Genomic DNA, 26,667 nt, shown 5'->3' on the forward strand with positions numbered 1-26,667 from the left:
ATTATGTTGTGATGCTTGGCAATTCGCAGCAGTCAGTCGGTGATCTCACCGTGCAGGTAGACCCATTGCCCGTTGACGCGGGTGAATCTGCTGCGCTCGTGCAGCACTTCGTGTTGGCCGTCGCGAACGCAGGTGGCACGGAACTCCACAACCCCTTCGTCGTCGTCCGTGTCACCGGCCTCGGTATCCACGATCTGCAGCCGCCGCCAGATCACCGAGTCGTCGAGTTCCACTGCCCGCGGCCGGGTTTCGGGATGCCAGCTCTTGATCAAATATGGCGCGTCGCCGACCGAGAAGGCGGTGAACCGGGACCGCATCAACGCCAAAGCCGTTCCGGCTGGGCGGTCACCGCGGTGCACCGGTCCGCAGCAGGCGTCGTAGGTCTGGCCCGATCCGCACGGGCAGGCTCCGGTGTTGGGCATCGGGTCCATTATGTCCCGGTTCGCAGGCAATGTGGCCGGCTCGGCGGCGGCGCTTCGACAAACGTGGCTCAGACAATTGAGATAACAGCGGCAACGCGCCGGTGCGTCTTGCCATCGGGTGGGCCGTAGACCAACTGCTGCCGGTACCGTAGTTTCGTGACCCAACGCCGCTTGCTCCTCGTCAACGGGCCGAACCTCAATTTGCTCGGTACCCGGCAGCCCGAGGTTTACGGGGCCACCACCTTGGCCGAGATCGAAGCCAGTGTCACAGCCCTGGCCGCCGAGTCGGGGCTTGAGGTGCGCGCAGTTCAGAGCAACCACGAGGGCGTGCTCATCGATGCCATCCACGCTGCCCGCGGCGATTGTGGAGGCATCATCGTCAATCCGGGTGCCTACAGCCACACTTCGGTGGCCATTCGTGATGCGCTGACCTCGGTTGAGCTACCGGTGGTGGAGGTGCATCTGAGCAACATCCACGCCCGTGAGGAGTTCCGCCACCACTCGTATGTGTCCGGTGTGGCTGCGGTGGTGATCGCCGGCGCCGGGCCCGCGGGCTACGAGTATGCGGTCCGTTATTTCGCTGAGCGGCTGGGCCGGTGAACGACCGGGAAAGTACGCCGCCGGACGAGCCGATGCTCACGCCGCCCTCGGTCCGCTACGCGGGGTATCTGGTTGCTGCCGAAGGGGCTATCGGTCTGCTCGTGGCCGCCGTGCTGGTGGCGCGCGGTCTGGGCGGCGCAGACCAACACAAGGTCAATGGCTTCGGTACGGCGCTGTGGTTCGTCGTGACGAGTGGCGCGGTGGCGGTTGCCGGCTGGGCGCTGATCAACGGAAAGCGGTGGGGCCGCGGCATTGCGGTGGTGGCCAACCTGTTGTTGCTCGGGGTGGCCTACTACATTTTTGGTTCGCACCAGCTGCAATACGCCATCGTGGTTGCCTTGGCCGCGTTGGCCACGCTGGGGCTGTTGTTCAGTCCGTCGACCGTGCAGTGGATGGTCAAGCGCGACTGAGCTTTTGCCTGATCAGCTGTCGGCGAGCGCAGTCAGTTCCGCGCCGCTGACCCGGTAGGTGGTCCACTCCGTCTGCGGTTTGCCGCCCACTTCGTCGTACAGCGCAATGGCATTGACGTTCCAGTTCAGCACTGCCCACTGCAGCCGGGAGTAGCCGTTGTCAACGCATTCGCGGGCAAGTATCGACAACAGGGTGCGGGCCAGGCCCCGGCGCCGGAATTCCGGACGCACGAACAGATCTTCCAGGTATATGCCGGATACCCCGTCCCACGTGGAGAAGTTGAGGAACCACAGTGCGAAGGCGGCGGTCCGGTCATCGATCTCCACCAGATGTCCGAATACCACCGGGGCCGTGCCGTCGGCGCCGAAAAGCGCTGTGCGAATCTGGGTTTCGGTGACCGTGCACTCGTCGGCAGCCTTTTCGAAGGCGGCCAGCTCATGGATCATCGCGGTGATCTCGACTTCATCGCCGGGCCGGACGCGGCGGATGGTGACGGTCATTGCGGTACCCCCAATGCGGTCAGGATGGTTTTGAATTTCGTCGTGGTCTCGGCGACTTCGTCGTCGGGGTCGGATTCGGCGACGATACCGCCACCGGCGCGGGCGTTCACGGTGCGGCGGTCGGCGGACAACTGACCGCACCGGATGGACACCACCCAGCGGCCATCACCGTCGGCTCGGCACCAGCCGACCGCACCTGCATAGAACCCGCGGTCGCCCTCGAGTTCGGTGATCAGGTCGGTCGCGGCCGCGGTGGGGACGCCGCCGACCGCCGGTGTCGGGTGTAGTGCCACTGCCAAATCCAGTGCGGTCGTTGATGGGTCGCGCAGCTTGCCGACGATCGGTGTGCTCAGGTGCCAGACCGCGGAGGTGGCGCTGAGCCTGGGCTCCGGCGCGATCTGCAACTCGGAGCACAGCGGTTCGAGCGCCTCGCGCATGATGTCGACCACCAGTTGGTGCTCATGGCGGTTCTTCGCCGACGCGGCCAGCGCGGCTCCGTTGGCGCTGTCGGTGTCGGGATCTGCGGAACGGGGTGCAGAGCCCGCAAATGGCTTGCAGGTCACCACATCTCCACGGCGGGCCACCAGCAGTTCCGGGCTGGCGCCGATCAGCGCGGTACCCGCGTAGTCCGGTCCGGCGGCAGACAGGTCGGTGAAAAATGCTGTGGCGGTGTGGTCTTCGGCAAGTCGGGTGATCAGGGTTGATACATCCAACGGTGCCTCGGCGGTCAGCTGCAGCGCCCGGGCCAGTACCACCTTGTGCAGTCCGCCGGTCGGGTCACGCAGCGCCGACACCGCCGCGGCGACGCGGGCCCGGTGTACTTGCGGGGCCGGCAGCATCGCCTCAACCTGTACCGGGGGCAGCTCGGTCCGCGGCCAGGGCGGCAGCGCGGCTCCGAACGCCACCCGCTCGGGTGACATCAGTGCCGCCGGTGCCGAGAGGTCAAAAGGTAAGGCACCCAACAGGATTGGTACTTCACGGCGGGACAGTGCGGCGCGCGCCGAGGCCAGGTCGGCGAACCTGCGGGCAGGGCCGTCGGCCAGTACGACACCATCGGGACCGGCCAGCACAAAGACCGGAGTCACGCCGGCAGACACGGGTTGGGGTGGCCGGTCAGTCCCAGCGCAACGAGTTGACGCACACTGTGTTCAAAACCGCACACCGAGATCGACGCGGCAGCCATCGACAGCCGGATACCGTCGGACACCGGCAGTTCGATCCACCGGGTCATCACTGCCCGGGAGAAGTGGCCGTGCCCGACGAACACCACATCATGGGTCACGAGGTGCTCCAGTGCGAGCAGCACGGCACGGTCGGCCCGAGCACTGACGTCGGCCGCGCTCTCACCGCCGGGACACCCGTGCGTCCACACCAGCCAGTTGGGCTCCTGCGCACGGATCTGCGCTGTGGTGAGGCCCTCGTACTCGCCGTAGTCCCACTCGGCCAGCAGCTCGGTGGTCTCGGCGATGTGCAGACCGGCCAGTTCGGCTGTGGTGACGGCGCGTTGGCGGGGGCTGCTGATCACAATGGGGTCGGACAGTTGCAGCTCGGCCAAGGCATCGGCGGCCAGGCGGGCCTGCTCTCGACCTTCGCTGGTCAATTCGAGATCGGTTCGCCCGGTGTGCCTGCCGATGCTGGACCATTCCGTTTCACCGTGTCGAAGCAACATCAGCCGGTGTGCCAGCTGATCCCCTCCGTTACTCACGCCCGCGATTCTGCCTCACAGCAGGCGCGACCGGTTGATTGCATGCCAGGATGAATGGTGTGACGCGGGTACTGGTGGTCGCCAATCAAAAGGGTGGGGTCGCAAAGACGACGACAGTGGCATCGCTGGGGGCGGCGCTGACGGCCGAGGGGCAGCAGGTTCTGCTCGTCGACCTCGATCCGCAGGGATGTTTGACGTTTTCGCTGGGCCAGGATCCGGACAAGCTGCCGGTTTCGGTGCACGAGGTGCTGCTGGGGGAGGTCGAGCCCGATGCTGCGCTGGTCTCGACCGACGAAGGCATGACGCTGTTGCCGGCGAACATTGATCTGGCGGGTGCCGAGGCCATGCTGCTTATGCGGGCAGGCCGTGAATATGCCCTGAAACGGGCGCTGGCCAAGCTGGACGGCTTTGACGTCATCATCGTCGACTGCCCGCCATCCCTGGGGGTATTGACCCTCAACGGGCTCACCGCGGCCGACGAAGTGATCGTGCCGCTGCAATGCGAAACGCTCGCACACCGCGGTGTCGGACAGTTCCTGCGGACGGTCAACGACGTCCAGCAGATCACCAACCCGAATCTGCGCCTGTTGGGTGCGTTGCCCACGCTCTACGACGCGCGCACCACGCACAGTCGCGACGTCCTGCTGGACGTGGCTGACCGCTACAGCCTGGTGGTGCTGGCCCCGCCGATTCCACGGACTGTGCGCTTCGCCGAGGCCAGCGCGTCCGGGTCATCGGTGTTGGCCGGACGAAAGAACAAGGGCGCGTTGGCATATCGGGAGCTGGCGGATTCGCTGCTCAAGCACTGGAAGAAGGACAAGGCGCTGCCGATCTTCACCCCTGAAGTGTGATTTATGCACGAAAAGGGGCGGTCAGCCCCCTAAAACGTGCACAAATCACTCGCCCAGCGCGACCAGTTGATCCCCACGCTGCTCCAGCAGCACCGACCCCGCGACCGCCGGGATCACCGCGCCGTTGAGCGGTTGGCGGTCCAGCGGGATATGGGACTGGCCTGCTCCGGTCTGGGTGTCGAAGGTGTCGTAGCCGGTGGTGACCGGCACCAAAAGGTGACCCGCCATGACAGTGGCGGGCCCGATCGGAGCCTGTCCGTCCTGCGGGCTGATCGTGTACTTGTAGTTCAGCCCTGCGGCGTCGAACACCATCACCGAATCGCCGGTGTACCAGGTGATCAGGTCTCCGGCCCGGGTCATCGCGGTCACCGGTGTGGCCGGCGCCGGCATCAGCGTGCTGGCTATCGTGCCGCCGGTCCCGTCGATCAGGTTGACCGCCGGCTGGGGCGTCGGCACATACACCGCGACTTTGGTCTCGGAGACAGCGATTACCTTCGCGTCGGAGTCAACGCTCACCCCGGGCTGAGATACCCGCTTGATGTCAGGCTGGTCTTCCTCTTTGGCCGGCTTGAGCAGCGTCAGCCGCATGTCGGCCTGCTTCGGGCAGGCCTCCATAACCGCGATCGACGCCGGGCTGGCGGCCGCCGAGACCAGACGGCACAGCGGCGAGGCCGGCACACCCGGCTTGACGTGGGCGTCCAGGTAGCCGTAGCTGATCATTCGGACCATGTCCGAGCGCCACTGCTCCAGTCGACTGTCGCCGTACGACAGGACGGTGCTGCCGTCAGTGGACAGCGTCACCTCGTCGTCGGCGACGCTACTGCGGGCCGGTCCCCGATGACCGGTGACCGCGTTGACGGTGCTGATCTGTCCGCAGCCACGGACGTCGGGGTAGGCAGCCACCGCGTACTGGGCCACCGAGGTGACGCCGCAGAGGTCGACGCCGCGCGCGAAGCTCCACAGTGACGCGCCGGTGGCCGGGTCGCGGCCGTCGACCTGCTTGCCCTGACCGGTCACCACCGAGCCGCCGACCACCACCGGTTGGGTGGTCTTGGCGCTGGGCTGCGTCCACAGTTCATGCAGCGCGGTCGGCACCGACCTGGCGGTGTGCAGTGCAGGCACGGTCGTGGCTGCCTGTTTGATGACGGTTGCGCGCGCGTCGCTGTTCCACCAGATCAGCGTCGCGCCGACTGCGACCGCCAGCACGATTGCGGCGGCGGCGATCAGGTCGGCTTTGGTGCGTCGTTCGGGTTTGACCATCTGTGGGCGCCGACAGACCTGCGGCTATTCGGCTGTGGACGAAATGGGGGCCGCAGCCTGAGCCTCAGCTGCCGGGGTCGCCGATGCCGAGTCCTTGCGCGGGCGGCGGCGCCGACGACGGCGCCCCGAGTGGGTGGACTCGGCAGTAGCATCGTCAGCCTGGGTGGCGGCCTCGGCGGGCGTGGCCTCGGTCGCTCCCTCGACGTGACCCGTCGCGGCCTCGCCACCGCGGGTGCGGCGCCGCGACCGGCTGCGGGCGCGGGCCGGTCGGTCGGCGTCGGCGCTCGATTCGCGCTTCGCGCCCGGTTCGTCGGTACGCGACCGCTTGGCGGGCTTGACCGTCGACGGACCGATCGAGCCGGTGACGTCTGTCGGGATGTTCAGTTCCTCGTACAGGTGCGGCGAGCGCGAATAGGTCTCGGCGGGATCGGGGCAATCCAGACCCAGTGCCTTGTCGATCAGCGCCCAGCGGGTCAGCTCGTCCCAGTCCACCAGCGTCACCGCGATGCCGGTCTTGCCGGCGCGCCCGGTGCGGCCGATGCGGTGCACGTAGGACTGCTCGTCCTCGGGGATCTGGTAGTTGATGACGTGGGTGATGTCGTCGATGTCGATGCCGCGAGCTGCCACGTCCGTGGCAACCAGCACGTCGATGCTGCCCTGGCGGAACGACTTGAGCGCCTTCTCGCGGGCGATCTGGCCCAGGTCACCGTGCACGGCGCCGACCTTGAAACCACGCTCGGCGAGTTCGTCGGACACCTTCTGCGCGGTGCGCTTGGTGCGGGTGAAGATCATGGTCGCGCCGCGGCCATCGGCCTGCAGGATGCGGCTGACCATCTCCACCTTGTCCAGGGCATGTGCGCGGTAGACGAACTGCTCGGTGGTGTCGTGGGTGGCCGCCGAATGCGGCGCTTCGGCCCGGATGTGGGTCGGCTGGTTCATGAAGGTGCGGGCCAGCGTGATGATCGGGTCCGGCATGGTCGCCGAGAACAGCATCGCCTGACGTGAGTCCGGAGTCAGCCGCAGGATGCGCTCGATGTCGGGCAGGAAGCCCAGGTCCAGCATCTCGTCGGCCTCGTCGAGCACCAGGACGCTCAGCCCGCCGAGCTGGAGGTGGCCCTGCTGGGCCAGGTCCAGCAGGCGGCCGGGCGTGCCGACGACCACGTCGACGCCCTTCTGCAGGGCTTCGATCTGCGGCTCGTAGGGACGTCCGCCGTAGATGGCTTCCACGCTGAACTTGCGGTCATCTGCAGGCAGATGTTTGCTCGCCATCGCCAGGTCGCCATGGACCTGGATGCACAGCTCGCGGGTCGGGACGACGACCAGGGCGCGCGGCGTACCCGTCAGGGGGCGGTTCTCGTCGGACGAGACGCGGTGCAACAGCGGGACGCCGAACGCCAGGGTCTTGCCCATGCCGGTGCGGGCCTGGCCGATCAGGTCGTCGCCGGCGAGCGCGAGCGGCAAGGTCAGCTCCTGGATGGCGAAGGGATGTTCCTTGCCGTCCTCGGCCAACGCGCGCACGATTTCGTCGCGAACGCCCAGGTCAGAGAATGAAATTTCAGGGGTTGTCTTGTTATTCAGTGCGGTCATGCGGGGTGTGGATGCCTTCCGGTGTCTTCCGAGTCAGTTACTCGCATTTGTCCACGCGCGCACGAGTCTGACGAGAAAACACTGGGCCCAGGGGCGAGGCTCGAACACTCCCGGAGGGGCCGGGGTGTCTGAGTTACGCCAACCAACTGCTCACGCGAATGGTCGCGGGCGGAGGGCGGGCCAACACGTGCACGCACATTTCTTTGGTCGCGGCCGGTTCGGCATCGTCTGAACGGAACCCGTGAACCAGGCCCTGAATTAGCTCAGAACTTGCTCGTCACTGGCCGCAGCCAGCTCTATTGTAGCTGGTCGTATCCGCCGTTCCGCCACGTCGCGCCGAGCGGACTACAGTTGGGCCATGCCTTCGACGTCCCAGGCGCAGCCCGAGCAGGCGGCAACTCCGGTCAAACCGGGCGTGTCCGCGGACCATCCCGGTATCACCGAGCTGTTCGCCTTGCTCGCATATGGCGAGGTCGCGGCGTTCTACCGGCTGACCGAGGAAGCGCGGATGGCGCCCAATCTGGCCGGGCGCATCAACCTGGCCCGGATGGCCGCTGCTGAGATGGGGCACTTCGACCTACTGCGCGAGGCGTTGGCGCGCAGGGGCGTCGATGTTGTTCCGGCGATGACGAAATATGCTCCGGCACTTGAGAATTACCACCGGCTGACCACACCGAGCACCTGGCTGGAGGCGTTGGTCAAGACCTACATCGGCGATGCGCTGGCAGCCGATTTCTACTTGGAGATCGCAGATTCGCTGCCCGCGGAGCCCGCCGATGTGGTGCGCGCAGTGCTCTCGGAGACCGGTCATTCACAGTTCGTGGTGGCCGAGGTGCGGGCTGCGGTCGCCAGCAGCGACCGGCAGCGGCACCGATTGGCGTTGTGGTCGCGCCGACTGCTCGGCGAGGCCATCACCCAGGCCCAGTTCGTCATGGCCGAACGTGAGGATCTGGTCGACCTGGTGCTCTCCAGCGGCGAGGGACTGACCCAGATGACGGAGTTCTTCGGCAGGTTGCAAGAGACGCATGCGAATCGGGTGCGTGAACTCGGCCTCGACTGAGCTCACCTCACCCGACTTTCACCCCACGAACGAGAACTGGCCGGCGAGAATCCTCGCCGGCCAGTCTGTTGTTCGAGCACTACCTGGTGCAGGTGGTGATCATCGAGTTGTTGTTCTGGGCGGCGATCGGCGCCCCTGAACCATCGGTGATCGAGCAGTTCAGCTGACCGGTCACACTGGTCGCGGTCACCGAGCTGAGGGTCACTCCCGGGTTCAGTGTCACCACCTTCGACCACGGCAGGGCGACGTTGAGGTCGGTCTGCAGCGCGCCCTGAGAGTCGGTGTAGATCACCGTGACGAGGTCCAGCAGAGGCCTGTTGCCGGTGACCCGATAAACGACCGTGTTCGCAGCCGCTGAGGCCGGCGCGGGCACGGCGTCGGGAGCCGGTACCGCCGGGGCAGCTTCGGTGGGTACCGCCGCGGTCGGCGACGGCGTGACAGTGGTGACCGTCTCAGGCGCCAGCGCGCTGGTAGAAGGAGTGGCCGGGCGGCCCGTCGGTGACGGGGCGGACGCCGACGGCGTCGTCGTCGGCGCGGCGTGGCTGGTGGTTGGCGCGGCCGGGGTCAGCGTCGCGGTTACCGGGCCGCTGTCGCCGCCACCGAGGATGATGACGGTGCAGATGACCGCAACCAGCAGGATGGCGCCGGCGACACCAGCCACCCAGATCCAGCGGCGATCGATCGGTTCGTCGTAGGCATAGACGTCGTCGTCGTCGTAATCGTCGTCGTCCGGTGCGGCGTCATGGTCGGCGTCCGGGTGGCTGTTGTCCAAGCGGTCGGTGTCCGGACGGTCGGCCAGGCCGGTGGCAGCCCCGGCGGGGCTGTATGAGCCATATGCACCGCCGGAGTACGAGCCGGGACTGTCGTAGCTGTCGGCGGCCGGAGCAGGGCTGTCCCCGTAGCCACCGGCCGATTCCGGTGTTGATGTGGAATATCGTGAATATGGCCTGGTCATGGCAACTGTCCCCGATCGATTAGCGCTTACCTGGCCGATGCTAGTGGTGTGAAAGTGACAGATGAGGCTGACGCGCTGACGATCAGATAACGGTCGGGACTCGGTTCGCTGACGACGCTTTATCTGACAGCGAACGACCACAGCGGCACGCGGGGCGCACTGTCCACTAGCCTTCCTTCCACAGCCTTGACGCCATGGTCTGTGTCACCGTCGGTGCCATTGATCCGGGGCATATGGGACGACGAGCTCATCGAATGAAAGGGGTCAGCGTGGAGGTCAAGATCGGTATCTCCGACAGTCCGCGTGAACTGTTCTTCAACAGCGGGCAATCACCCGAAGAAGTGGAGAAGCTGATCACCGATGCGCTGGGCAACGACGCCGCTGTCCTGGCGCTGACGGATGAGAAGGGCCGACGCTTCCTGGTCCAGACCGCCAAGATCGCCTATGTCGAGATCGGTGCAGCCGACTCTCGCCGGGTCGGCTTCGGCGTCGCGGCGGGCATGGACGCCTGAGGCGTATGGAGCGGGTGCCGCTTACGAACGGGTGAGCGGCACGTGCGACAGTCCGCCCCAGGCGAACTGCACGGTGCCCTCGACGGCCGCTTCCTTGGTGATCGGCCGGTTGTTGTTGAGCCAGTAGCGGGCGCAGTCCACGCTGGTTGACACCAGTCCGACGGCGATCATCCGCGCGCGGTGGGCCTCCAGGCCCGAATCACTGCTGATCAGCTCGAACACAGCGTCGGTACACGCGCCGGTGGCAACGTTCACCTGCGCCGCGACCTGCGGTTCGGAGGTGTAGTCGTTCTCGAAGATCAGCCGGTAGCCCTGGCTGTCGTGCTCGACGAAGTCGAAGAACGCCTGCACCGCTGCGCGCAGTCGCTCGTGGTTGTCGGTGGTGGTGCGCAGCGCCAGGCGAACCCCGGACACCAGGTTCTCCACATGTCGCTGGAGCACCGCGAGATACAGCTCGAGCTTGGATGAGAAATGTTGATAAAGAACGGGTTTGCTGACACCGGCGCGATCGGCGATCTCGTCCATGCCGGCTGCGTGGTAGCCACGGTCGACGAAGACGTCGCTGGCCGCCATCAACAGCTGGCCGCGCCGCTCGTCGCGGGGCAGCCGATTGCCACGTCGGTTCGTGGTAGAGCCGCTCTGCGCGCCGCCGTTGTCGGCCGGCGCGGCCCTGTGCTCTGAGGTGTTGGCGACCTCGCTCATCACGTCCTCATCTGGATTCATCGGTACGGATACCGTGACGTTCGGCACTCGGTCATGCGACCGACCTCGCTGCGTCGCGCAGTGTTCATACTGGGCGAACCGGCAGTTTATCGCCACGACACTACTACCGTGAGGTCTCGGCGGGTGTCAGCCGGCCCGCCCTACCGATGTCGGTCCCGGGCGTCGCGGCATTCGGTGGCGTGCCGTCATCTGCGTTGGCGCAGGTCTGTGCCATCCTGGTTCGGTGACCTACGACCCGGGCCAAGGCGGCGCCGGTCGCGTTCCCGTGCTGCGCAACGAATGGCATGAGCCGTTGCGGGCCCAGCGCGACCCGGTGGCCGAGGGGTCAGGTCGTTTGCGGTCCAACCGAGACGGGCGCGAGCATTTGCCTAAACAGAGCTGGTTGGGTCGATTTGTGTCGACCTATGGCTGGCGCGCGTACGCGTTGCCAGTGCTCGCCGTGGTCACCAGTGTCGTGGTGTATCAGGCCGTCGGCAACACGCCTACGGCCCAGCCCACGCAGGTGCACGGTCCGCTGGTCGGACAGCCCACCATCAACGGCGGTGGCACCGCCATCGTCGGCGCACCGCCCAAGGGGCTCACCCAATTCGATGTGAATCTGCCCACCGGGGTCTTGCCCGAGGGCGGTCAGTACACCGAGGCCGGGGACAAGACCTGGCACATCGTGCCGGGCACGACGCCGAAGATCGGGCAGGGCACCACCCGCTCGTTCACCTACACAGTCGAGGTGGAGGACGGCGTCGACACTTCCAGTTTCGGTGGCGACGAGGCGTTCGGCCGGATGGTCAGTGAAACCCTGGACAACCCGAAGAGTTGGACGCACGACGCGAAATTCGCACTCACCCGGATCGACGCCAGTGTGCCCGAGCAGCCGGATTTCCGGGTGTCACTGACCTCGCCCATGACGGTCCGTGAAGGCTGTGGGTACGACATCGCGTTGGAGTCTTCGTGCTTCAACCCGGCCTATTTCCCGGGTGACGGCGGCAAGGCCCAGTCCCGCGTGTTCATCAATGAGTCCCGCTGGGTGCGGGGAGCGGTGCCGTTCCAGGGCGATATCGGGTCGTACCGGCAGTACCTGGTCAACCACGAAGTTGGGCACGCCATCGGGTACCGGTTGCACGAGCCGTGCGGCGACAACGGCGGGCTGGCCCCGATCATGATGCAGCAGACCTTCTCGACCAGTAACAACGACGACGCCAAGTTCGACCCCGACTCGGTCAAGGTGGACGGCAAGACCTGCCGTTTCAATCCCTGGCCATACCCCATCCCCTGACGCCCGGCCTGGAAGCTGCCGAGATCGGTAGTCGAGTCGGCCCGAATAGGATGTAACCAGGGTGGCTGATCACGATGAAGGAGATGCGGTGTCGACGCCGTTGCCGCCGCTGGTTGAGCCGGCAGCAGAACTGACCAGGGCAGAGGTCGCGCGCTACAGCCGCCATCTGATCATCCCGGACCTGGGTGTCGACGGGCAGAAACGGCTCAAGAATGCGCGCGTTCTGGTGATAGGCGCCGGCGGACTGGGTTCGCCGACGTTGCTGTACCTGGCCGCGGCAGGCGTCGGGACCATCGGCATCGTCGAGTTCGACGTCGTCGACGAATCCAACCTGCAGCGCCAGATCATCCACGGCCAGTCCGATATCGGCAGGTCCAAGGCGCAGAGCGCGGCTGAGTCGATCCACGAGATCAACCCGCTGGTCGGGGTCAACCTGCACGAGTTCCCGCTGGACGCCGACAACGCCGTCGACCTGTTCGGCCAGTACGACCTGATTCTGGACGGCACCGACAACTTCGCCACCCGCTACCTGGTCAATGACGCCGCGGTGCTGGCGCACAAGCCGTATGTGTGGGGCTCCATCTACCGCTTCGAGGGTCAGGTTTCGGTGTTCTGGGAGGATGCTCCCGACGGCCTGGGCCTGAACTACCGCGACCTCTACCCCGAACCACCCCCACCGGGCATGGTGCCGTCTTGCGCCGAAGGCGGTGTGCTGGGCATTCTGTGCGCCTCGATCGCCGCGGTCATGGGTACTGAGGCCATCAAGCTGATCACCGGTATCGGCCAACCGCTGCTGGGCCGGCTGATGATCTACGACGCGCTGGGAATGACCTACCGCACCATAGGGATTCGCAAAGACCCGGCGGCCCCGAAGATCACCGAGCTGATCGATTACGACACGTTCTGCGGAACGGTGTCCGACGACGTCGCTGCGGCAGCGGCCGACAGCACTGTCACGCCTGCTGAACTGCGGGAGATGCTCGTCGCCGGCAGCAACATCGCCCTGATCGACGTCCGGGAACCGGTCGAGTGGCAGATCAACCGGATCGATGGCGCCGAGCTGATACCCAAATCGACGCTGGAGTCCGGGGCCGGGCTGGCCGAGCTGCCGCACGATCGCACGCCGGTGTTGTACTGCAAGACCGGTGTCCGCTCGGCCGAGGCGCTGGCGATGGTGAAGAAGGCCGGATTCGCCGACGCGCTCCATCTGCAGGGCGGAATTGTCGCCTGGGCGCGGCAATTCGAGCCCGACATGGTGATGTACTGACGTCGGGTTGGGCAAAGCACACCTTAGGCTGAGGCGGTGACCGTCGAGCGTCCTCCCGAACATGTGCTTGCCGCGTTCGGTCTGGCCGGTCTTCGACCGGTATCGCTCGGTTCGAGCTGGGAGGGTGGCTGGCGCTGCGGCGAGGTGGTGCTGTCCATGGCCGCCGAGAACGCTCGGGCGGCCTGGTCGGCAAAGGTTCGCGAGACGTTGTTCGTCGACGGCGTGCGACTGGCTCGTCCGGTGCGTGCCACCGACGGCCGCTACGTCATCGCAGGATGGCGGGCAGACACCTTCGTCACGGGCACACCTGAGCCGCGGCACGACGAGGTCGTCTCGGCCTCGGTCCGGCTGCACGAGGCCACCGCCAAGCTGGAGCGGCCGAGGTTTCTGACCCAGCCGCCCGCGGTGCCTTGGAGCGACGTCGACGTATTCATCGCCGCGGACCGCGCGGCGTGGGAAGACCGACCGCTTCATTCGCTACCGCCCGGGGCACCGACCCCGCCCAACACTCCGGACACCAAGCGGTGCATCGAGCTGATCAATCAGCTCGCGCCGCTGCGCCGCTCCACTCGTAACCCCAGTCAGTTGGTGCACGGGGACCTTTACGGCACAGTGCTTTTCGCCGGTGCGGCGGCTCCCGGGATCACCGACATCACACCGTACTGGCGGCCGGCGTCCTGGGCTGCGGGTGTGGTGGTGGTCGATGCGCTGGCCTGGGGTGAGGCCGACGACGGCTTGATCGAACGGTGGGCCTCACTACCTGAGTGGCCGCAGATGTTGTTGCGTGCGCTGATATTCCGCTTGTCGGTGCATGCGTTGCACCCGCGGTCCACGGCTGCGGCATTCCCCGGTCTGGTCCGTACTGCGGCGCTGGTCCGGTTGGTTCTCTAGGTTCTGCCCACAGCTGCTGTCCAGCGTCAAAAGGTGTGTCGCACAGAGTCCTTGCCGCGCAGTGGAACCCGGCCGTCCACCGCCAGTACTCCCTCGGCGCGCAACCGCTCCAACTGCCGGGTGGCCAAATGAGGTGCAGGCTTGCCGGAAGCGGTGATCACCCGGTGCCAGGGCAGGTCTGACGAGTCGGTTCGCATGATCCAGCCGACAATGCGAGGGCTGGAAAGCATTGCAGCACAAGCGATATCGCCGTACGTTGACACCCGGCCGGGCGGTATCGAAGCGACCAGCGCCCGAACCTGCTCCACCTGTTCGTCCGTGACGGCGGCCATGCTCAGTCCAGGTGCCGGCGGATCACCTCGGCGGTCTGGGCGGGCATCGCCAGATTCACCATGTGATCGCAGTCGAATTCGGTCAGCACGAAATCCGTGCCCAGACGAGACTGAAGTCCGGACTGCAGCTCCGTCGTCACATAGGCCGGTTGGGTTCGGCGGGCCACCACCACGGTGGTCGGAGTGCCCAGGGGCGGCAACACAATTGGCCGAGCCAGCTCGCTCCAGTACGACATCATCGCCGGGACGCTGATCCGCCAACTGAAACGTCCAGAGGGCAGCGTGATCAGATGCTCGTCGAGTTCGCGGTCGAGCACCGCGGAATCGAGCTCGCCCCAGGACCCATGCACCTTCTCATCGCGGGCCTGCTGCCGGTCCGGATAGTCGGGGGAGCCGAACATGCCGTCGGCGATCTGGCGCATCCAGGCGCCGTCCAACCCGGTCGCAGGGTCCAGCAGTACCAGTGCCGACACCAAATCCGGGTGCGCCGCAGCAAGATTCATGGCCACAGCCGAACCGAAGGAATGCGCTACCACGACAACCGGGCCGTCCGCCTCGGCGCGCAACAAGTCTGCCAGCGCGGCCACGTTGGCATCGATGGTCCACGGTGCATCCCACGACGAGTGCCCATGGCCCAGCAGATCTGGTGCCAGCAACGCGTACTCAGGCAGATGCTCGTCGGCCAGGGGTTGCCAGCGTTGACCGTGACCGGTCAGGCCGTGGATCGCCAAAATCTGCGCCGGCCGCTGCGGGCCGTAGCGGTACACCTGCAAGCTCACCCCGTTGATGCTGCCAGCACGCTCTCCGACCGAATTTGTCGGTACCCCATGGTTGCATCCCAAGCCATGGCCGCCCCGCACACCGCACTGACCGCCCCCGGTTCGGTTCACGCCCTGACCGAGCCAGGTCAGCGCGGCATCGTGCGGGTGCTCGGCGGCCCCGGCACCGGCAAGACCGAGTTGCTCATCGATACCGCCGCTGCGCATATCGCTGCGGGTGCTGACCCGGAGTCGGTGCTGCTGCTGACCGGTTCGGCGCGGCTGGGTACCCACGCCCGGGGCCGGGTGACTGCGGCGCTGCTGGTCGGCGCGGGCGAAGTCACGCGCGAACCGTTGGTCCGGACGTTGCACTCGTACGCCTTCGCCGTGCTGAGGCTGGCCGCCCAGCGCGCCGGTGATCCACCGCCCCGGCTGATCACCAGCGCCGAGCAGGACGGCATCATCCGGGAACTGCTGGCCGGGGACCTCGAAGACGGTGACCGCGGCAGCGTCAACTGGCCGTTGCACCTGCGCCCGGCATTGGGCACCACCGGGTTCGCCACCCAATTGCGGGATCTGCTGGCCCGCTGCACCGAACGGGGTGTGGACGGGGCTGAGCTGCGCCGCATCGGCCGTCGGGCGGACCGGCCGGAGTGGGTCGCTGCGGGACGGTTTGCACAGGTCTACGAGCAGGTCATGCTGCTGCGCAGCGCAGTCGGCATGGCCGCCCCGCAGGCCACCGTGCCGGCGCTGGGCGCCGCCGAACTGGTCGGTGCCGCGTTGGAGGCCTTCGCCGTCGACCCCGCGTTGTTGGATGCTGAGCGATCCCGCATTCGGTTGCTGCTGGTCGACGATGCCCAGCATCTGGACCCGCAGGCCGCGCTGTTGGTTCGGGTGCTGGCCGCCGGCGCGAAGTTGACGGTGATCGCCGGCGACCCGAGTCAGACCGTGTTCGGTTACCGCGGTGCTGACCCGGCATTGCTGCACAGCCCGGGTGACCAGCCGACGGTGGTGCTGACCGAGTCCTACCGGTGCGCCCCCGCGGTGGCCCGTGCAGTCTCCGCGGTGGCGGGCCGGCTGCCTGGGGTGGATCCTTCCCGGGCGCTCACCGCTGTCGATGGCTCCGAGCAGGGCGCACTGGCCGTGCGGATCGCCGGGTCACCGCACGCCGAATCGGCACTGATCGCCGATGCTCTACGGCGCGCACATCTGGTCGACGGGGTGCCGTGGTCGCAGATGGCGGTCCTGGTCCGGTCGGTGCCGCGTACCGGTATTGCCTTGGCGCGGGCATTGACCGCGGCCGGAGTCCCGGTACAACAACAGCCGGACACCGCGCCGCCGGCTGAACACCCTGCGGTCGCGGCGTTGTTGACCGCGCTGGAGGCCACTGCCGACGGGCTGACCGGTGATCAGGCCCTGGCGCTGCTGTGCGGCCCGATCGGCCGGGTTGACCCGGTGACGCTGCGCCAGCTTCGTCGTGCGCTGCGTCGACTCGATCGGGGACAGGTGCCACGTGAATTCGGCGAACTGCTCGTCGAGGCCGTCACCACGGACCTCGACCTGCCCGATCAGCTCGCCCGTCCGGTGCGGCGGGTGCGTGCGCTGCTCGATGCGGCACGCCGCTCCGCGGCAGCAGGCCAGGACCCTCGGTTCGCGCTGTGGCAGGCCTGGCACCACAGCGGGCTACAGCGCCGCTGGCAGGCCGCGCTTCAGCGTCAGGGGGCGGCCGCGGCAGCCGCCGGACGGGATCTGGATGCGGTTACGGCGCTGTTCGACACCGCTGAGCAGTATGTGGCTCGCACCGCGGCCGCGTCGCTGACCGGCCTGATTGATCATGTCCGCGCGCTGGCTTGGGCTGGTGCGGGTGACGACGGAGCCGATACCGAGGGCGTCACCGTACTCAGCCCGCATGCGGCATTGGGTAGGGAATGGGACTTCGTGGTGATCGCCGGACTGCAGGAAGGGTTGTGGCCCAACACCATTCCACGCGGGAGCGTGCTGGGAACCCAGCAGCTTCTGGACATCGTCGATGGCGTGGGTGATGTGCCCGGGCTGTCTGCATCGGCGCCGCTGCTGGTCGAGGAGCGTCGCCTGCTGGTCGCTGCGCTGGGCCGGGCCCGCCGCCGCGTTCTGGTGACTGCGGTCGACAGTGACACCGGTGATGCGGCACTGCTGCCGTCGGCGTTCTGCGATGAGTTGGCAGCGCTGGCTGCGGGGGACGACGAGGGCTTTGTCGCTGCCCCGGTGCACGCCCCGCCGGTGTTGGCGCCGGCCGCGCTGGTCGGCCGCCTGCGTGCCGTGGTCTGCGCTCCGGAGGGTGCCGTAGAGTTGCGGGACAGACATTGTGCAGCAACGCAGTTGGCGCGTTTGGCGGCTGCCGGAGTGCCTGGTGCCGACCCGGCGCAATGGTATTCCAGCACCACCATGTCCACCGAGGCGCCGTTGTGGGACGGCGGCCAGCACACCGTGACGTTGTCGCCGTCAACCCTGCAGACCCTGACCGACTGCCCGCTGCGTTGGCTGTTGGAACGCCACGGCGGCGGTGCGGGCCGAGACCTGCGTTCGGCACTCGGGTCGTTGGTGCACGCGATTGTTGCCGGCTCAGGTCGCACTGAGGCGCAGCTGTTCGCCGAGCTCGAAAAGGTATGGCAACAGCTGCCTTTCGATTCACCATGGTATGCCGACAACGAGCTGGAGCGGTACCGCGCCATGCTCTCGACCTTCACCACCTGGCGTGAGCAGACCCGCGGTGAGCTGACCGAGGTCGGCACCGAGCTCGACGTCACCGGTCTGGTCGCCGATGGCTCGGACGGCCCGCGGGTGCAGGTCGGTGGTCGGGTCGACCGGTTGGAGCGGGACTCCGAGGGCCGTCTGGTGGTGGTCGATGTCAAAACCGGCAAGAGCCCGGTCACCAAAGCCGACGCCCAGCAACACGCCCAGCTTGCCCTGTACCAGCTAGCCATCGCTGAAGGTGTTGTGCCACAGGGTGATCAGCCTGGTGGCGGTCGGCTGGTCTACCCGGCCAAACCCAGTCGGGACGGCGCCACCGAGCGGCAGCAGGACCCGATGGGCGAGCAGGACCGTCAGGAATGGCTAAACCGGGTCACCGCTGCCGCGGCAGCGACTGCAGGTCCGCACTTCGTCGCACGGATCAATGACGGCTGCGCGAACTGCCCGGTGCGGGCCATGTGCCCGGCACAAGTTACGAAGGACGGGTGCGCATGACCTACAGCCCAGTTGAACTGGCCGAGGTACTCGGACTGTTCGCGCCGACCGAGGAGCAGGCAGCTGTCATCGCCGCACCACCGGGGCCGTTGGTGGTGATCGCCGGCGCCGGCGCGGGTAAGACCGAAACCATGGCGGCCCGGGTGGTCTGGTTGGTGGCCAACGGGTTTGCCACGCCGTCGCAGGTGCTTGGGTTGACATTCACCCGCAAGGCCGCTGGGCAGTTGATGCGACGGGTGCGCACTCGCCTGGCCCGGCTCGGCGGGTCCGGCCTGCTGCCGGGTGTCTCACTGGCCGACGAACACGCCACCGTCGGCACGTACCACGCCTTCGCCGGCACGCTGCTGCGCGAGCACGGCCTGCTGCTGCCGGTCGAGCCGTCCACTCGGCTGGTCACCGAAACCGAGTTGTGGCAGTTGGCTTTTCGTGTGGTATCTGGCTATCCGGGAGCGCTGGACACCGACAAGACCCCGGCCGCGGTCACCGGCATCGTGCTGCGGCTGGCCGGTCAGTTGTCCGAGCATCTGGTCGACACCGGGGCCTTGCGCGACACCCACCTGGAACTCGAGCGGTTGGTACACACCTTGCCGGGCGGTCCGGGGCAGCGTGGCGGACCCACGCAGTGGCTGTTGAACATCCTGGCCACCCAGACCCAGCGCGCCGAATTCGTGCCGCTGATCGACGCCGTGCGGGACCGGATGCGCGCCGAGCAGGTGATGGACTTCGGCGCCCAGATGTCCGCCGCGGCCCGGCTGGCTTCACGTTTTCCTCAGGTAGGTGAGCAGCTGCGGCAGCGCTATCGGGTGGTGCTGCTCGACGAGTACCAGGACACCGGGCACGCGCAGCGGGTTGCCTTGTCGTCGTTGTTCGGCGGCGGCGTCGACGACAACCTGGCACTGACCGCAGTGGGTGACCCGATCCAATCCATCTACGGCTGGCGTGGTGCTTCGGCGACCAACCTGCCTCGGTTCACCACCGACTTCCCGCGCTCCGACGGATCGCCCGCACCGACCCTGGAACTGCGGACCAGCTGGCGCAATCCACCGCAGGCTCTGCGGCTAGCCAATGAGGTGTCAGCCGAGGCGCGAGAGCGCTCGGTGAGCGTGCGCGAACTGCTGCCGCGGCCGGGCGCCGAACCCGGCACCATCGCATGCGCATTGCTCTCTGACGTTGTCGCTGAACGTGATTGGGTGGCCGACCACCTGGCCCGGCGCTATCACGCGGCGGTCGCTGCGGGCGATCCGATTCCGACGATCGCGGTGCTGGTCCGCCGCAACGCCGACGCTGCACCCATCGCCGAAGCACTCGCGGCACGCGGCGTGCCGGCCGAGGTGGTGGGGCTGGCCGGGCTGCTGTCGGTTCCCGAAGTGGCTGACGTGGTCGCCATGCTCCGCCTGCTCGCGGAGCCCACCGAGGGCGCGGCGGCCATGCGGGTCTTGACCGGTCCACGCTGGCGGTTCGGGGCGGCTGATCTGGCGGCTCTGTGGCGGCGGGCCTCGGAGTTGGACGCGCGACCGGCCGGCCCGCAGATATCAGCCGCCGAACAGGCCGTCGCGCAGGTTGCCCCCGACGCCGACACCGCGTGCCTGGCCGACGCCATCGGTGACCCCGGCCCGGCCGAGCGCTATTCGCCCGAAGGGTATCGCCGGGTGGTGGCACTGGCCGCCGAACTCACCGCGCTGCGTGGCCATCTGCACCAACCGTTGCCGGACCTGGTCGCCGAGTTGCGTCGCGTCCTGGGTGTCGATGCTGAAATCCGTTCCACCAGTGGGGTTTCCGAGGGTTGGTGGGGCACGGAACATCTCGATGCGTTCGCCGACGTGGTGGCGGATTATGCGGCCCGGCCGTCCAGCACCGATGTCGCCGGTGGCGCGGTGGCCGGGCTGCTGGCCTATCTCACCGCCGCCGCCGATGTGGAGAACGGCCTGGCACCGGCACAAGTCATGGTGGCAGCGGACCGCGTCCAGATCCTCACTGTGCATGCCGCCAAGGGATTGGAATGGCAGGTCGTCGCGGTGCCGCACCTGAGCACGCGGGTGTTCCCGTCGACGGCCTCACCGCGGACCTGGCTGACAGACCCGTCAGACCTGCCGCCGTTGCTGCGCGGGGACCGTGCCGAGCTGACCGAACACGGTGTGCCGGTGCTGGATGTCTCCGACATCAATGATCGGAAGATGCTGGCGGACAAGATCGCTCAGCACAAGGCAAGCCTGGATCAGCGGCGGACCGATGAGGAGCGACGGCTGCTGTACGTGGCGCTTACCCGGGCTGAGGACACCCTGCTGCTTTCGGGTTATCACTGGGGTGCCACCGCGTCCAAACCCGCCGGGCCATCAGAGTTCCTGACCGAGATTCGCGACATCATCGAACGCGCAGACGCCGAGGGTGACCCGTGCGGAGTGATCGAGCACTGGGAGCCCGAGCCGGCTGAGGGTGTGGTGAATCCATTGTGCGACAACGTAGTTGAATGTGCATGGCCGATAGATCCGGCGGGTTCTCGGCGCACGGATATTGATCGGGGCGCGCAGTTGGTCCAGTTGGCACTCGCCGACCAGACGGGCCTCGACCAGACGGGTGCGCCAGACCCGCATGGCTGGGCCGCCGACGTCGACGCGCTATTGGCCGAACGGGAACGCGGGCAACGACAAGTCCCGATCGAGCTGCCGCCGCAGTTGTCGGTCAGCACGCTGGTGGATTTGGGCCGTGACCGCACAGCCGCACTACAACGGTTGCAGCGCAGGTTGCCTACTCGCCCGGACCCACATGCGCTGTTGGGCACGGCATTTCACGACTGGGTTCAGCGCTATTTCTCCGCCGAGCGGCTCTTCGATCTCGACGACCTACCGGGCGCCGTCGATGCCGAGTTGGGTCGGGCCGTCGCGGAGGAACTCGCGGAACTGCAAGAGCAGTTCGCCGTCTCGCAGTGGGCCACCCGAACCCCGACCGACATCGAGGTGCCATTCGACATGGTGATCGGGGACCGCGTGGTGCGCGGCCGCATCGATGCGGTGTTCGCCGATACAGACGGCGGCTTCACCGTGCTGGACTGGAAGACGGGCGAGCCGCCAACCACGCAGGAGGCCTTGCAGCACAACGCAATCCAGTTGGCGGTGTATCGCCTGGCCTGGTCGTTGATGCAGGGGGTGCCGGTGGAGTCGGTGCGGGCGGCATTCCACTATGTACGGACCGGCCAGACCGTCGCACCAGCAGACCTGCCTGGTGCCGATGAGTTGGCGCTGCTAGTTCACGCCGGGTGAGTTGCGATACGCCTTGACCGCTTCGGTCACCATCGGCACCTGCAACGGCAGCCGGGCCAGCGCCACGATGCGGGCGGGCCAGCCTTTGGGCCACCACAGCCGGACCATGTTGACATTGCCCGGGAACACGCCGATGAACACTGCGATCGCGGCCAGCGCTCCGAGTCGCCGCAGCCGCGGCGCGAGCAGGGCTGCGCCGGTGGCGACCTCTGCTACGCCGGAGGCGTAGGTGTATAGCCGTGGGCTGCCGGGTAGTTCGGTCGGAATGATCCCGTCGAAGGGTTTGGGCGCCAGGAAATGTAGGGACCCGACACCCAAAAGCAGCGCGGCCAATCGGTGTGCGGAGGACTGGCTCGCCGAGGTGTTCCCTGCTGCACCGGATGTAGTCATGGTTACATAGTGCTGTGCCGAGCCGTGCTGCGCTGTGCCTCAGGCAGAAAGCAGGCCCCAGTGGCCAGGGTTAGGTTGCGTCAGCGGTTGGCTCCCATCGACCAGAATCTGACCTCGCGAGACAACGCCGACCTGGTCGAGATACTGCGCATTCCGGAGCCGTTCGTCAGTCCCGGGACCAAGATTGCGCGACGGCTGTTCTACGCGTTGGTGGTGTTGTGCGCTGCGGTGATGGTGGTCTACGTCGACCGGAGCGGGTACCACGACATCAAGGAACAGCCGCTCACGCTCCTGGATTGCATCTACTACGCGACGGTGTCGTTGTCGACCACGGGGTATGGCGACATCACGCCTGTCTCGGAGTCCGCTCGAACGGTCAACATCCTCATCATGACCCCGCTTCGGGTCGCGTTCCTGATCGTGCTCATCGGTACCACCGTCGAGACGCTGACCACGCAGTCCCGACAGTCCTTGAAGATTCAGCGATGGAGGAAGTCCGTGCGCAATCACACCATCGTCGTCGGCTATGGGACCAAGGGCCGTACCGCCGTGTCGGCGATGGTCGGTGACGAAGTCGCCCCCGGGGACATCGTCGTCGTCGACGACGATCCGGCCGCACTGGATCGAGCGCGAGCCGCGGGATTGGTCACGGTGGCAGGCGATGCCACCAAGTCGGAGGTGCTGAGATTGGCGGGTGCGCACCACGCGAAGTCGATCATCGTGGCGACAGACAAAGATGCCACCGCGGTGCTGGTCACTCTGACCGCTCGCGAACTGGCGCCGCAAGCCAAGATCATCGCCTCGGCTCGGGAAGCCGAGAACCAGCATCTGCTGCGCCAATCCGGCGCGGATTCGACGGTGGTGTCCTCGGAGACGGCAGGCAGGCTGCTGGGCATCGCCACGGTGACTCCGAGTGTGGTGGAGATGGTCGAGGATCTGCTGACGCCGGATGCCGGGTTCACCATCGGCGAGCGGGAGGTCGAAGCCAAGGAACTGGGCGGGTCGCCGCGGCACCTGAGCGACATCGTGCTCGGAGTAGTCCGTGAGGGCAGGCTGCTGCGAGTTGACTCGCCGGAAGTTGACGCACTGGCCGCTGGGGACCGGCTGCTCTACATCCGCAGTGCTGAGACCGCACGATGAACAGCTTCGAACTACGCAACGTCCCGCTGCTGTCCCGGGTCGGGGCCGACCGCGCTGATGCCCTGCGCACCGACGTCGACGCCGCCGTCGCGGGCTGGAAGGACGCCCTGCTGTTGCGGGTCGATCGGCGCAACCAGGTGCTGATCTCCGGCGGCAAGGTGGTGCTCGGCAGCGCCGGCAAGCTGGGTGACACGCCTGACGAGCAGGCGGTATTCCTCGGCCGATTGTTGAACGGGCAGCACGTGTGGGCTCTGCGGGCGGCGCTCGACCCCGAGGATCTCACCGACGAGTCCGAGGTGCTCGATCTGCGTCGGGCCGGGACGGTCTTTGATGACGCCAGTGCCCAACTGGTGGCGACTGCAACCGCGCTGTTGAACTGGCATGACGGCGCCAGATTCAGCGCGGTCGACGGAGCGCCGACCAAGTTGGCCAGGGGCGGTTGGGCGCGGACCAACATCGTCAGTGGTCAGGAGGAGTTTCCGCGGATCGACCCCGCGATCATCTGCCTGGTGCACGACGGGCACGACCGGGCGGTGCTGGCCCGGCAGGCGAACTGGCCGGAGCGCCTGTTCTCGCTGGTGGCGGGATTCGTGGAGGCCGGTGAATCGTTCGAGTCGTGCGTGGTGCGTGAGATCGCCGAGGAGATCGGGCTGGCCGTCACCGGTGTGAAGTACCTGGGCAGTCAGCCGTGGCCGTTCCCGCGCTCACTGATGGTGGGATTCCACGCAGTGGGCGACCCCGAGCAGCCGTTCTCGTTCAACGATGGCGAGATCGGCGAGGCCGCGTGGTTCACCCGTGCCGAGGTACGCGCGGCACTTGAGGAGGGCGACTGGAACAGCCAGTCCGACGCTCGGCTCCTGCTGCCCGGCTCAATCTCGATCGCCCGCGAGATCATCGAATCCTGGGCTGTCCTCTAACCGCCGGCACGGACAAACGAGCCGCAAAGAACGGGTAGATCCTGCCATTTCGTCGATCTTGGCGATAGCCGGGATAGCTAACCCAGCTTGGCTTTGACCTGCTTGATGTTCGGGTTGGTCAGCGCCGAGCCGTCGGGGAACTTCACGGTCGGAACCGTCTGGTTGCCGCCGTTGACCGACATCACGAAGTCCGCCGCCCCGGGGTCGAGCTCGATGTCGACCTCGGTGTAGGAGATGCCTTCGGCCTTCAGCGCGGTCTTGAGCCGCGAGCAGTAGCCGCACCAGGTCGTTGAGTACATGATCAAGTCACCCATAAGACCTTCAACGTATCTGATCGGCCAATGCTGCCGCCTGTAGGTTGCCCACCCCGTCACATGGTCCGCGGTGCGCACGGTGTCAGACAGTCGGCAGTGCGCACGGTGTCGCTGCCGGCTGCCATGATGGGGCCATGCCAGCCGGGGCCCCACCATCGTCGCTTCTGAACGACCTTGATGACGAGCAGCGTGAGGCCGTGCTCGCACCCCGCGGACCGGTGTGCGTGCTGGCCGGTGCCGGAACCGGCAAGACGCGCACCATCACCCGGCGCATCGCCTACCTGGTGGCCGCCGGTCACGTCGCTCCCGGACAGGTGCTGGCAGTGACATTCACCCAACGCGCGGCCGGCGAGATGCGCGGCCGGCTCCGCAGCCTGGACAACGAGGTTGACGGCGCGCAGGGCACCGGCGCAGTGCAGGCCATGACTTTTCACGCTGCAGCGTTGCGCCAACTGCGGTACTTCTGGCCGCGGGTGGTCGGCGATACCGGGTGGGAGCTACTGGATAGCAAGTTCGCCGTCGTCGCGCAGGCCGCCAACCGTGCCCAGATGCAGGCCAGCACCGACGATGTGCGTGACCTGGCCGGTGAGATCGAGTGGGCCAAGTCGTCGCTGATCAGCCCTGAACAATACGCACAGCGGGTGGCAGATACCGAGCGGGACATTCCGTTCGACGCAGCGAAAGTCGCTGCGGTGTATGCCGGATACGAAAACCTGAAGGCCCGCCGCGACGGCAGCACCATGCTGGACTTCGACGACCTGCTCCTGCACACCGCTGCGGCCATCGAGAACGACGCCGCGGTAGCCGGCGAATTCCGGGATCGATACCGGTGTTTCGTCGTTGACGAGTACCAGGACGTCACGCCGTTGCAGCAGCGGGTGCTCGACGCTTGGCTGGGCGAGCGCGACGATCTGACCGTCGTCGGCGATGCCAACCAGACCATCTATTCGTTCACCGGCGCCACTCCGCAGTACCTGCTGGACTTCCCTCGGCGCTTCCCGGACGCAGCACTGGTCCGCCTGGAGCGCGACTACCGCTCCACCCCGCAGGTGGTGTCGCTGGCCAACCGGGTGATCTCGGCGGCAACCGGCGCCATGGCCGCCAGCCGGCTGCAACTCGTCGGTCAGCGCGATCCCGGCCCCAAGCCGATCTTCCGTGAGCACCCCGACGAGGTTGCCGAGGCCAACGCGGTCGCCGCCGCGATCAAGAAACTGATCCAATCCGGCACTGCCCCTTCCGAAATCGCGGTGCTTTACCGGATCAACGCGCAGTCCGAGGTGTACGAGGAAGCGCTCACGGAGGCCTGCGTCGCCTTCCAGGTGCGCGGTGGCGAAGGATTCTTCAGCAGGCAGGAGATCCGGCAAGCACTGTTGGCATTACAGCGCGCCGCCGCTCACCAAGGAGATGTCGCCGGCCCGGAATTGCCGGTCATGGTAAGGGAGTTGCTGGAACCGCTGGGACTGACCGGTGAGGCGCCGGCCGGTACCCGCGCGCGCGAGCGGTGGGAGGCGCTGGTCGCGTTGGCAGAACTGGTCGACGATGAAGTCGCGGTACGCCCGACGCTGGACCTGCGCGCGTTGCTGGCCGAACTGCGGCAGCGGGCCGATTCCCGGCATCCGCCGGTGGTACAGGGCGTCACGCTGGCGTCGCTGCATGCGGCCAAAGGCTTGGAATGGGACGCGGTGTTCCTGGTCGGTCTGGTGGACGGCACGCTGCCCATCTCGCATGCGTTGTCGCACGGCGCCGACAGTGAGCCAGTGGAGGAGGAGCGTCGGCTCTTCTATGTCGGAATCACCAGGGCCAGAGTGCATTTGACCATTTCCTGGGCGCTGGCCCGGGCGCCGGGTGGTCGCCAGAGTCGCAAGCCGTCGCGGTTCTTGAACGGGTTGACCCCGCAGAGTCAGCGGGATGCACCCAAACAGCAACGCAAGCGTGGCCCGGCCCCGCGCTGCAGGGTCTGTAATTCTGCGCTGACCACGTCGACGGCAATCCTGTTGCGCCGCTGCGAAAGTTGCCCGTCCAACTTGGACGAGGAGTTGCTGGCCCGGCTCAAGGAGTGGCGACTACACACGGCACAGGAGATGAAGGTGCCCGCATACGTGGTGTTCACCGACAACACGCTGATCGCCATCGCCGAGGCGCTGCCCACTGATAACGCCGCATTGGTCGCCATTCCAGGGATCGGGGCGCGCAAGCTCGAGCAGTTCGGACCTGACGTACTGGCCTTGGTTAAGGCGTCCACATAGCGCCAATCATGGTGCATATAGCGCCAAAACCGCTGGTCAAAAAATCGCTTGTCGGTTTTGCGTGCTACCGT

At 66.8% G+C, this 26,667-nt stretch carries 25 protein-coding genes; 13 read left to right on the plus strand and 12 right to left on the minus strand.

From position 1 onward, the window contains the following. Window positions 1-32: 32 nt before the first annotated feature. Window positions 33-422 carry a YchJ family metal-binding protein gene (locus M2432_RS00590; RefSeq protein ID WP_280824796.1) on the minus strand — a complete coding sequence of 130 codons (390 nt, stop codon included), beginning with the start codon at window positions 420-422 and terminating at the stop codon, window positions 33-35. A 156-nt stretch (window positions 423-578) separates the two neighbouring features. Between M2432_RS00590 and aroQ the strand changes: the two genes are divergently transcribed. After that, complete coding sequence (aroQ, locus tag M2432_RS00595) at window positions 579-1,022, plus strand: type II 3-dehydroquinate dehydratase (RefSeq protein ID WP_280824797.1); 444 nt, start codon at window positions 579-581, stop codon at window positions 1,020-1,022. Between the two features lie 32 nt (window positions 1,023-1,054). Beyond that, the gene (locus M2432_RS00600; protein ID WP_280825275.1) at window positions 1,055-1,432 is read left to right on the plus strand and encodes a hypothetical protein; all 378 of its coding nucleotides are present in this window, start codon (window positions 1,055-1,057) and stop codon (window positions 1,430-1,432) included. A 12-nt stretch (window positions 1,433-1,444) separates the two neighbouring features. On the opposite strand, the gene M2432_RS00605 is transcribed toward M2432_RS00600, so the two are convergent. From M2432_RS00605 to M2432_RS00615, 3 genes are read right to left on the minus strand one after another with little or no spacing between them, the layout of a single operon-like run. Then, on the minus strand, window positions 1,445-1,933 hold the full coding sequence (locus tag M2432_RS00605) for a GNAT family N-acetyltransferase (protein ID WP_280824798.1): 489 nt from the start codon (window positions 1,931-1,933) through the stop codon (window positions 1,445-1,447). After that, on the minus strand, window positions 1,930-3,018 hold the full coding sequence (locus tag M2432_RS00610) for an isochorismate synthase (protein ID WP_280824799.1): 1,089 nt from the start codon (window positions 3,016-3,018) through the stop codon (window positions 1,930-1,932). Before M2432_RS00610 ends, M2432_RS00605 begins: the two co-directional genes overlap by 4 nt. Then, on the minus strand, window positions 3,015-3,602 hold the full coding sequence (locus M2432_RS00615; RefSeq protein WP_280825276.1) for an acid phosphatase: 588 nt from the start codon (window positions 3,600-3,602) through the stop codon (window positions 3,015-3,017). Before M2432_RS00615 ends, M2432_RS00610 begins: the two co-directional genes overlap by 4 nt. Before the next feature lie 86 nt (window positions 3,603-3,688). Between M2432_RS00615 and M2432_RS00620 the strand changes: the two genes are divergently transcribed. Continuing rightward, window positions 3,689-4,489 carry an AAA family ATPase gene (locus tag M2432_RS00620; RefSeq protein WP_280824800.1) on the plus strand — a complete coding sequence of 267 codons (801 nt, stop codon included), beginning with the start codon at window positions 3,689-3,691 and terminating at the stop codon, window positions 4,487-4,489. Window positions 4,490-4,534: 45 nt separating this feature from the next. Here the strand turns inward: M2432_RS00620 and M2432_RS00625 are convergent, their stop codons facing one another. Together M2432_RS00625 and M2432_RS00630 are read right to left on the minus strand one after the other, a co-directional pair. Then, the gene (locus M2432_RS00625; protein ID WP_280824801.1) at window positions 4,535-5,749 is read right to left on the minus strand and encodes a hypothetical protein; all 1,215 of its coding nucleotides are present in this window, start codon (window positions 5,747-5,749) and stop codon (window positions 4,535-4,537) included. Window positions 5,750-5,773: 24 nt separating this feature from the next. Continuing rightward, window positions 5,774-7,336, minus strand: coding sequence for a DEAD/DEAH box helicase (locus tag M2432_RS00630; RefSeq protein ID WP_280824802.1), 1,563 nt, complete (start codon window positions 7,334-7,336; stop codon window positions 5,774-5,776). Window positions 7,337-7,694: 358 nt separating this feature from the next. Here M2432_RS00630 and M2432_RS00635 point away from each other — a divergent pair, with 358 nt between their 5' ends. Further along, window positions 7,695-8,396 carry a ferritin-like fold-containing protein gene (locus M2432_RS00635; RefSeq protein ID WP_280824803.1) on the plus strand — a complete coding sequence of 234 codons (702 nt, stop codon included), beginning with the start codon at window positions 7,695-7,697 and terminating at the stop codon, window positions 8,394-8,396. Between the two features lie 79 nt (window positions 8,397-8,475). On the opposite strand, the gene M2432_RS00640 is transcribed toward M2432_RS00635, so the two are convergent. Continuing rightward, the gene (locus tag M2432_RS00640; protein ID WP_280824804.1) at window positions 8,476-9,351 is read right to left on the minus strand and encodes a hypothetical protein; all 876 of its coding nucleotides are present in this window, start codon (window positions 9,349-9,351) and stop codon (window positions 8,476-8,478) included. Between the two features lie 269 nt (window positions 9,352-9,620). Between M2432_RS00640 and M2432_RS00645 the strand changes: the two genes are divergently transcribed. Next, window positions 9,621-9,863 carry a DUF3107 domain-containing protein gene (locus tag M2432_RS00645; protein ID WP_280825277.1) on the plus strand — a complete coding sequence of 81 codons (243 nt, stop codon included), beginning with the start codon at window positions 9,621-9,623 and terminating at the stop codon, window positions 9,861-9,863. A gap of 21 nt (window positions 9,864-9,884) precedes the next feature. On the opposite strand, the gene M2432_RS00650 is transcribed toward M2432_RS00645, so the two are convergent. Then, window positions 9,885-10,565 carry a TetR/AcrR family transcriptional regulator gene (locus tag M2432_RS00650; protein ID WP_280824805.1) on the minus strand — a complete coding sequence of 227 codons (681 nt, stop codon included), beginning with the start codon at window positions 10,563-10,565 and terminating at the stop codon, window positions 9,885-9,887. A 244-nt stretch (window positions 10,566-10,809) separates the two neighbouring features. On the opposite strand from M2432_RS00650, the gene M2432_RS00655 reads away from it, so the two are divergent. The 3 genes from M2432_RS00655 to M2432_RS00665 all read left to right on the plus strand — a co-directional run bounded on the left by M2432_RS00655 (window position 10,810) and on the right by M2432_RS00665 (window position 14,017). Beyond that, window positions 10,810-11,859 carry a DUF3152 domain-containing protein gene (locus M2432_RS00655; RefSeq protein WP_280824806.1) on the plus strand — a complete coding sequence of 350 codons (1,050 nt, stop codon included), beginning with the start codon at window positions 10,810-10,812 and terminating at the stop codon, window positions 11,857-11,859. A gap of 88 nt (window positions 11,860-11,947) precedes the next feature. Next, entirely contained in the window at window positions 11,948-13,126 is a 1,179-nt protein-coding gene (gene moeZ / locus M2432_RS00660) for an adenylyltransferase/sulfurtransferase MoeZ (protein WP_280825278.1), read from the plus strand. 36 nt (window positions 13,127-13,162) lie between these two features. Beyond that, the gene (locus M2432_RS00665) at window positions 13,163-14,017 is read left to right on the plus strand and encodes a TIGR02569 family protein (protein WP_280824807.1); all 855 of its coding nucleotides are present in this window, start codon (window positions 13,163-13,165) and stop codon (window positions 14,015-14,017) included. Window positions 14,018-14,043: 26 nt separating this feature from the next. Here the strand turns inward: M2432_RS00665 and M2432_RS00670 are convergent, their stop codons facing one another. After that, entirely contained in the window at window positions 14,044-14,349 is a 306-nt protein-coding gene (locus M2432_RS00670) for an MGMT family protein (protein ID WP_280824808.1), read from the minus strand. 2 nt (window positions 14,350-14,351) lie between these two features. Next, a complete protein-coding gene (locus tag M2432_RS00675) occupies window positions 14,352-15,128 on the minus strand; it encodes an alpha/beta hydrolase (protein WP_280824809.1) in 777 nt (258 codons plus the stop codon). Window positions 15,129-15,194: 66 nt separating this feature from the next. Here M2432_RS00675 and M2432_RS00680 point away from each other — a divergent pair, with 66 nt between their 5' ends. Next, entirely contained in the window at window positions 15,195-18,332 is a 3,138-nt protein-coding gene (locus M2432_RS00680) for an ATP-dependent DNA helicase (RefSeq protein ID WP_280825279.1), read from the plus strand. Beyond that, window positions 18,329-21,589: an ATP-dependent DNA helicase gene (locus M2432_RS00685; RefSeq protein ID WP_280824810.1), complete on the plus strand. Its 3,261-nt coding sequence runs from the start codon at window positions 18,329-18,331 to the stop codon at window positions 21,587-21,589. The genes M2432_RS00680 and M2432_RS00685 overlap by 4 nt, the downstream gene beginning before the upstream one ends. On the opposite strand, the gene M2432_RS00690 is transcribed toward M2432_RS00685, so the two are convergent. After that, window positions 21,572-21,979, minus strand: coding sequence for a hypothetical protein (locus tag M2432_RS00690; protein WP_280824811.1), 408 nt, complete (start codon window positions 21,977-21,979; stop codon window positions 21,572-21,574). The two genes, M2432_RS00685 and M2432_RS00690, sit on opposite strands and share 18 nt — an antisense overlap. 60 nt (window positions 21,980-22,039) lie before the next feature. On the opposite strand from M2432_RS00690, the gene M2432_RS00695 reads away from it, so the two are divergent. Then, entirely contained in the window at window positions 22,040-23,119 is a 1,080-nt protein-coding gene (locus M2432_RS00695) for a potassium channel family protein (RefSeq protein WP_280824812.1), read from the plus strand. Next, window positions 23,116-24,036: an NAD(+) diphosphatase gene (nudC, locus tag M2432_RS00700; protein WP_280824813.1), complete on the plus strand. Its 921-nt coding sequence runs from the start codon at window positions 23,116-23,118 to the stop codon at window positions 24,034-24,036. The genes M2432_RS00695 and nudC overlap by 4 nt, the downstream gene beginning before the upstream one ends. Window positions 24,037-24,113: 77 nt before the next feature. On the opposite strand, the gene M2432_RS00705 is transcribed toward nudC, so the two are convergent. Next, window positions 24,114-24,350, minus strand: a complete 237-nt coding sequence (locus tag M2432_RS00705; protein ID WP_280824814.1) for a mycoredoxin — start codon at window positions 24,348-24,350, stop codon at window positions 24,114-24,116. A 134-nt stretch (window positions 24,351-24,484) separates the two neighbouring features. On the opposite strand from M2432_RS00705, the gene M2432_RS00710 reads away from it, so the two are divergent. Beyond that, a complete protein-coding gene (locus M2432_RS00710; protein ID WP_280824815.1) occupies window positions 24,485-26,596 on the plus strand; it encodes an ATP-dependent DNA helicase UvrD2 in 2,112 nt (703 codons plus the stop codon). Window positions 26,597-26,667: the final 71 nt, after the last annotated feature.

This window comes from Mycobacterium sp. OTB74, assembly GCF_029892685.1.
Classification (GTDB): Bacteria; Actinomycetota; Actinomycetes; order Mycobacteriales; family Mycobacteriaceae; genus Mycobacterium.

Coding starts and splice junctions, on each gene's coding strand:
- M2432_RS00690 (WP_280824811.1), bottom strand. CDS start 21,979: ATGACTACATCCGGTGCAGCAGGGAACACCTCGGCGAGCCAGTCCTCC.
- M2432_RS00680 (WP_280825279.1), top strand. CDS start 15,195: ATGGCCGCCCCGCACACCGCACTGACCGCCCCCGGTTCGGTTCACGCC.
- M2432_RS00615 (WP_280825276.1), bottom strand. CDS start 3,602: ATGTTGCTTCGACACGGTGAAACGGAATGGTCCAGCATCGGCAGGCAC.
- M2432_RS00590 (WP_280824796.1), bottom strand. CDS start 422: ATGCCCAACACCGGAGCCTGCCCGTGCGGATCGGGCCAGACCTACGAC.
- M2432_RS00630 (WP_280824802.1), bottom strand. CDS start 7,336: ATGACCGCACTGAATAACAAGACAACCCCTGAAATTTCATTCTCTGAC.
- M2432_RS00635 (WP_280824803.1), top strand. CDS start 7,695: ATGCCTTCGACGTCCCAGGCGCAGCCCGAGCAGGCGGCAACTCCGGTC.
- M2432_RS00650 (WP_280824805.1), bottom strand. CDS start 10,565: ATGAGCGAGGTCGCCAACACCTCAGAGCACAGGGCCGCGCCGGCCGAC.
- M2432_RS00625 (WP_280824801.1), bottom strand. CDS start 5,749: ATGGTCAAACCCGAACGACGCACCAAAGCCGACCTGATCGCCGCCGCC.
- M2432_RS00605 (WP_280824798.1), bottom strand. CDS start 1,933: ATGACCGTCACCATCCGCCGCGTCCGGCCCGGCGATGAAGTCGAGATC.
- M2432_RS00670 (WP_280824808.1), bottom strand. CDS start 14,349: ATGGCCGCCGTCACGGACGAACAGGTGGAGCAGGTTCGGGCGCTGGTC.
- nudC (WP_280824813.1), top strand. CDS start 23,116: ATGAACAGCTTCGAACTACGCAACGTCCCGCTGCTGTCCCGGGTCGGG.
- M2432_RS00685 (WP_280824810.1), top strand. CDS start 18,329: ATGACCTACAGCCCAGTTGAACTGGCCGAGGTACTCGGACTGTTCGCG.
- M2432_RS00620 (WP_280824800.1), top strand. CDS start 3,689: ATGAATGGTGTGACGCGGGTACTGGTGGTCGCCAATCAAAAGGGTGGG.
- M2432_RS00640 (WP_280824804.1), bottom strand. CDS start 9,351: ATGACCAGGCCATATTCACGATATTCCACATCAACACCGGAATCGGCC.
- M2432_RS00600 (WP_280825275.1), top strand. CDS start 1,055: ATGCTCACGCCGCCCTCGGTCCGCTACGCGGGGTATCTGGTTGCTGCC.
- M2432_RS00705 (WP_280824814.1), bottom strand. CDS start 24,350: ATGGGTGACTTGATCATGTACTCAACGACCTGGTGCGGCTACTGCTCG.
- M2432_RS00710 (WP_280824815.1), top strand. CDS start 24,485: ATGCCAGCCGGGGCCCCACCATCGTCGCTTCTGAACGACCTTGATGAC.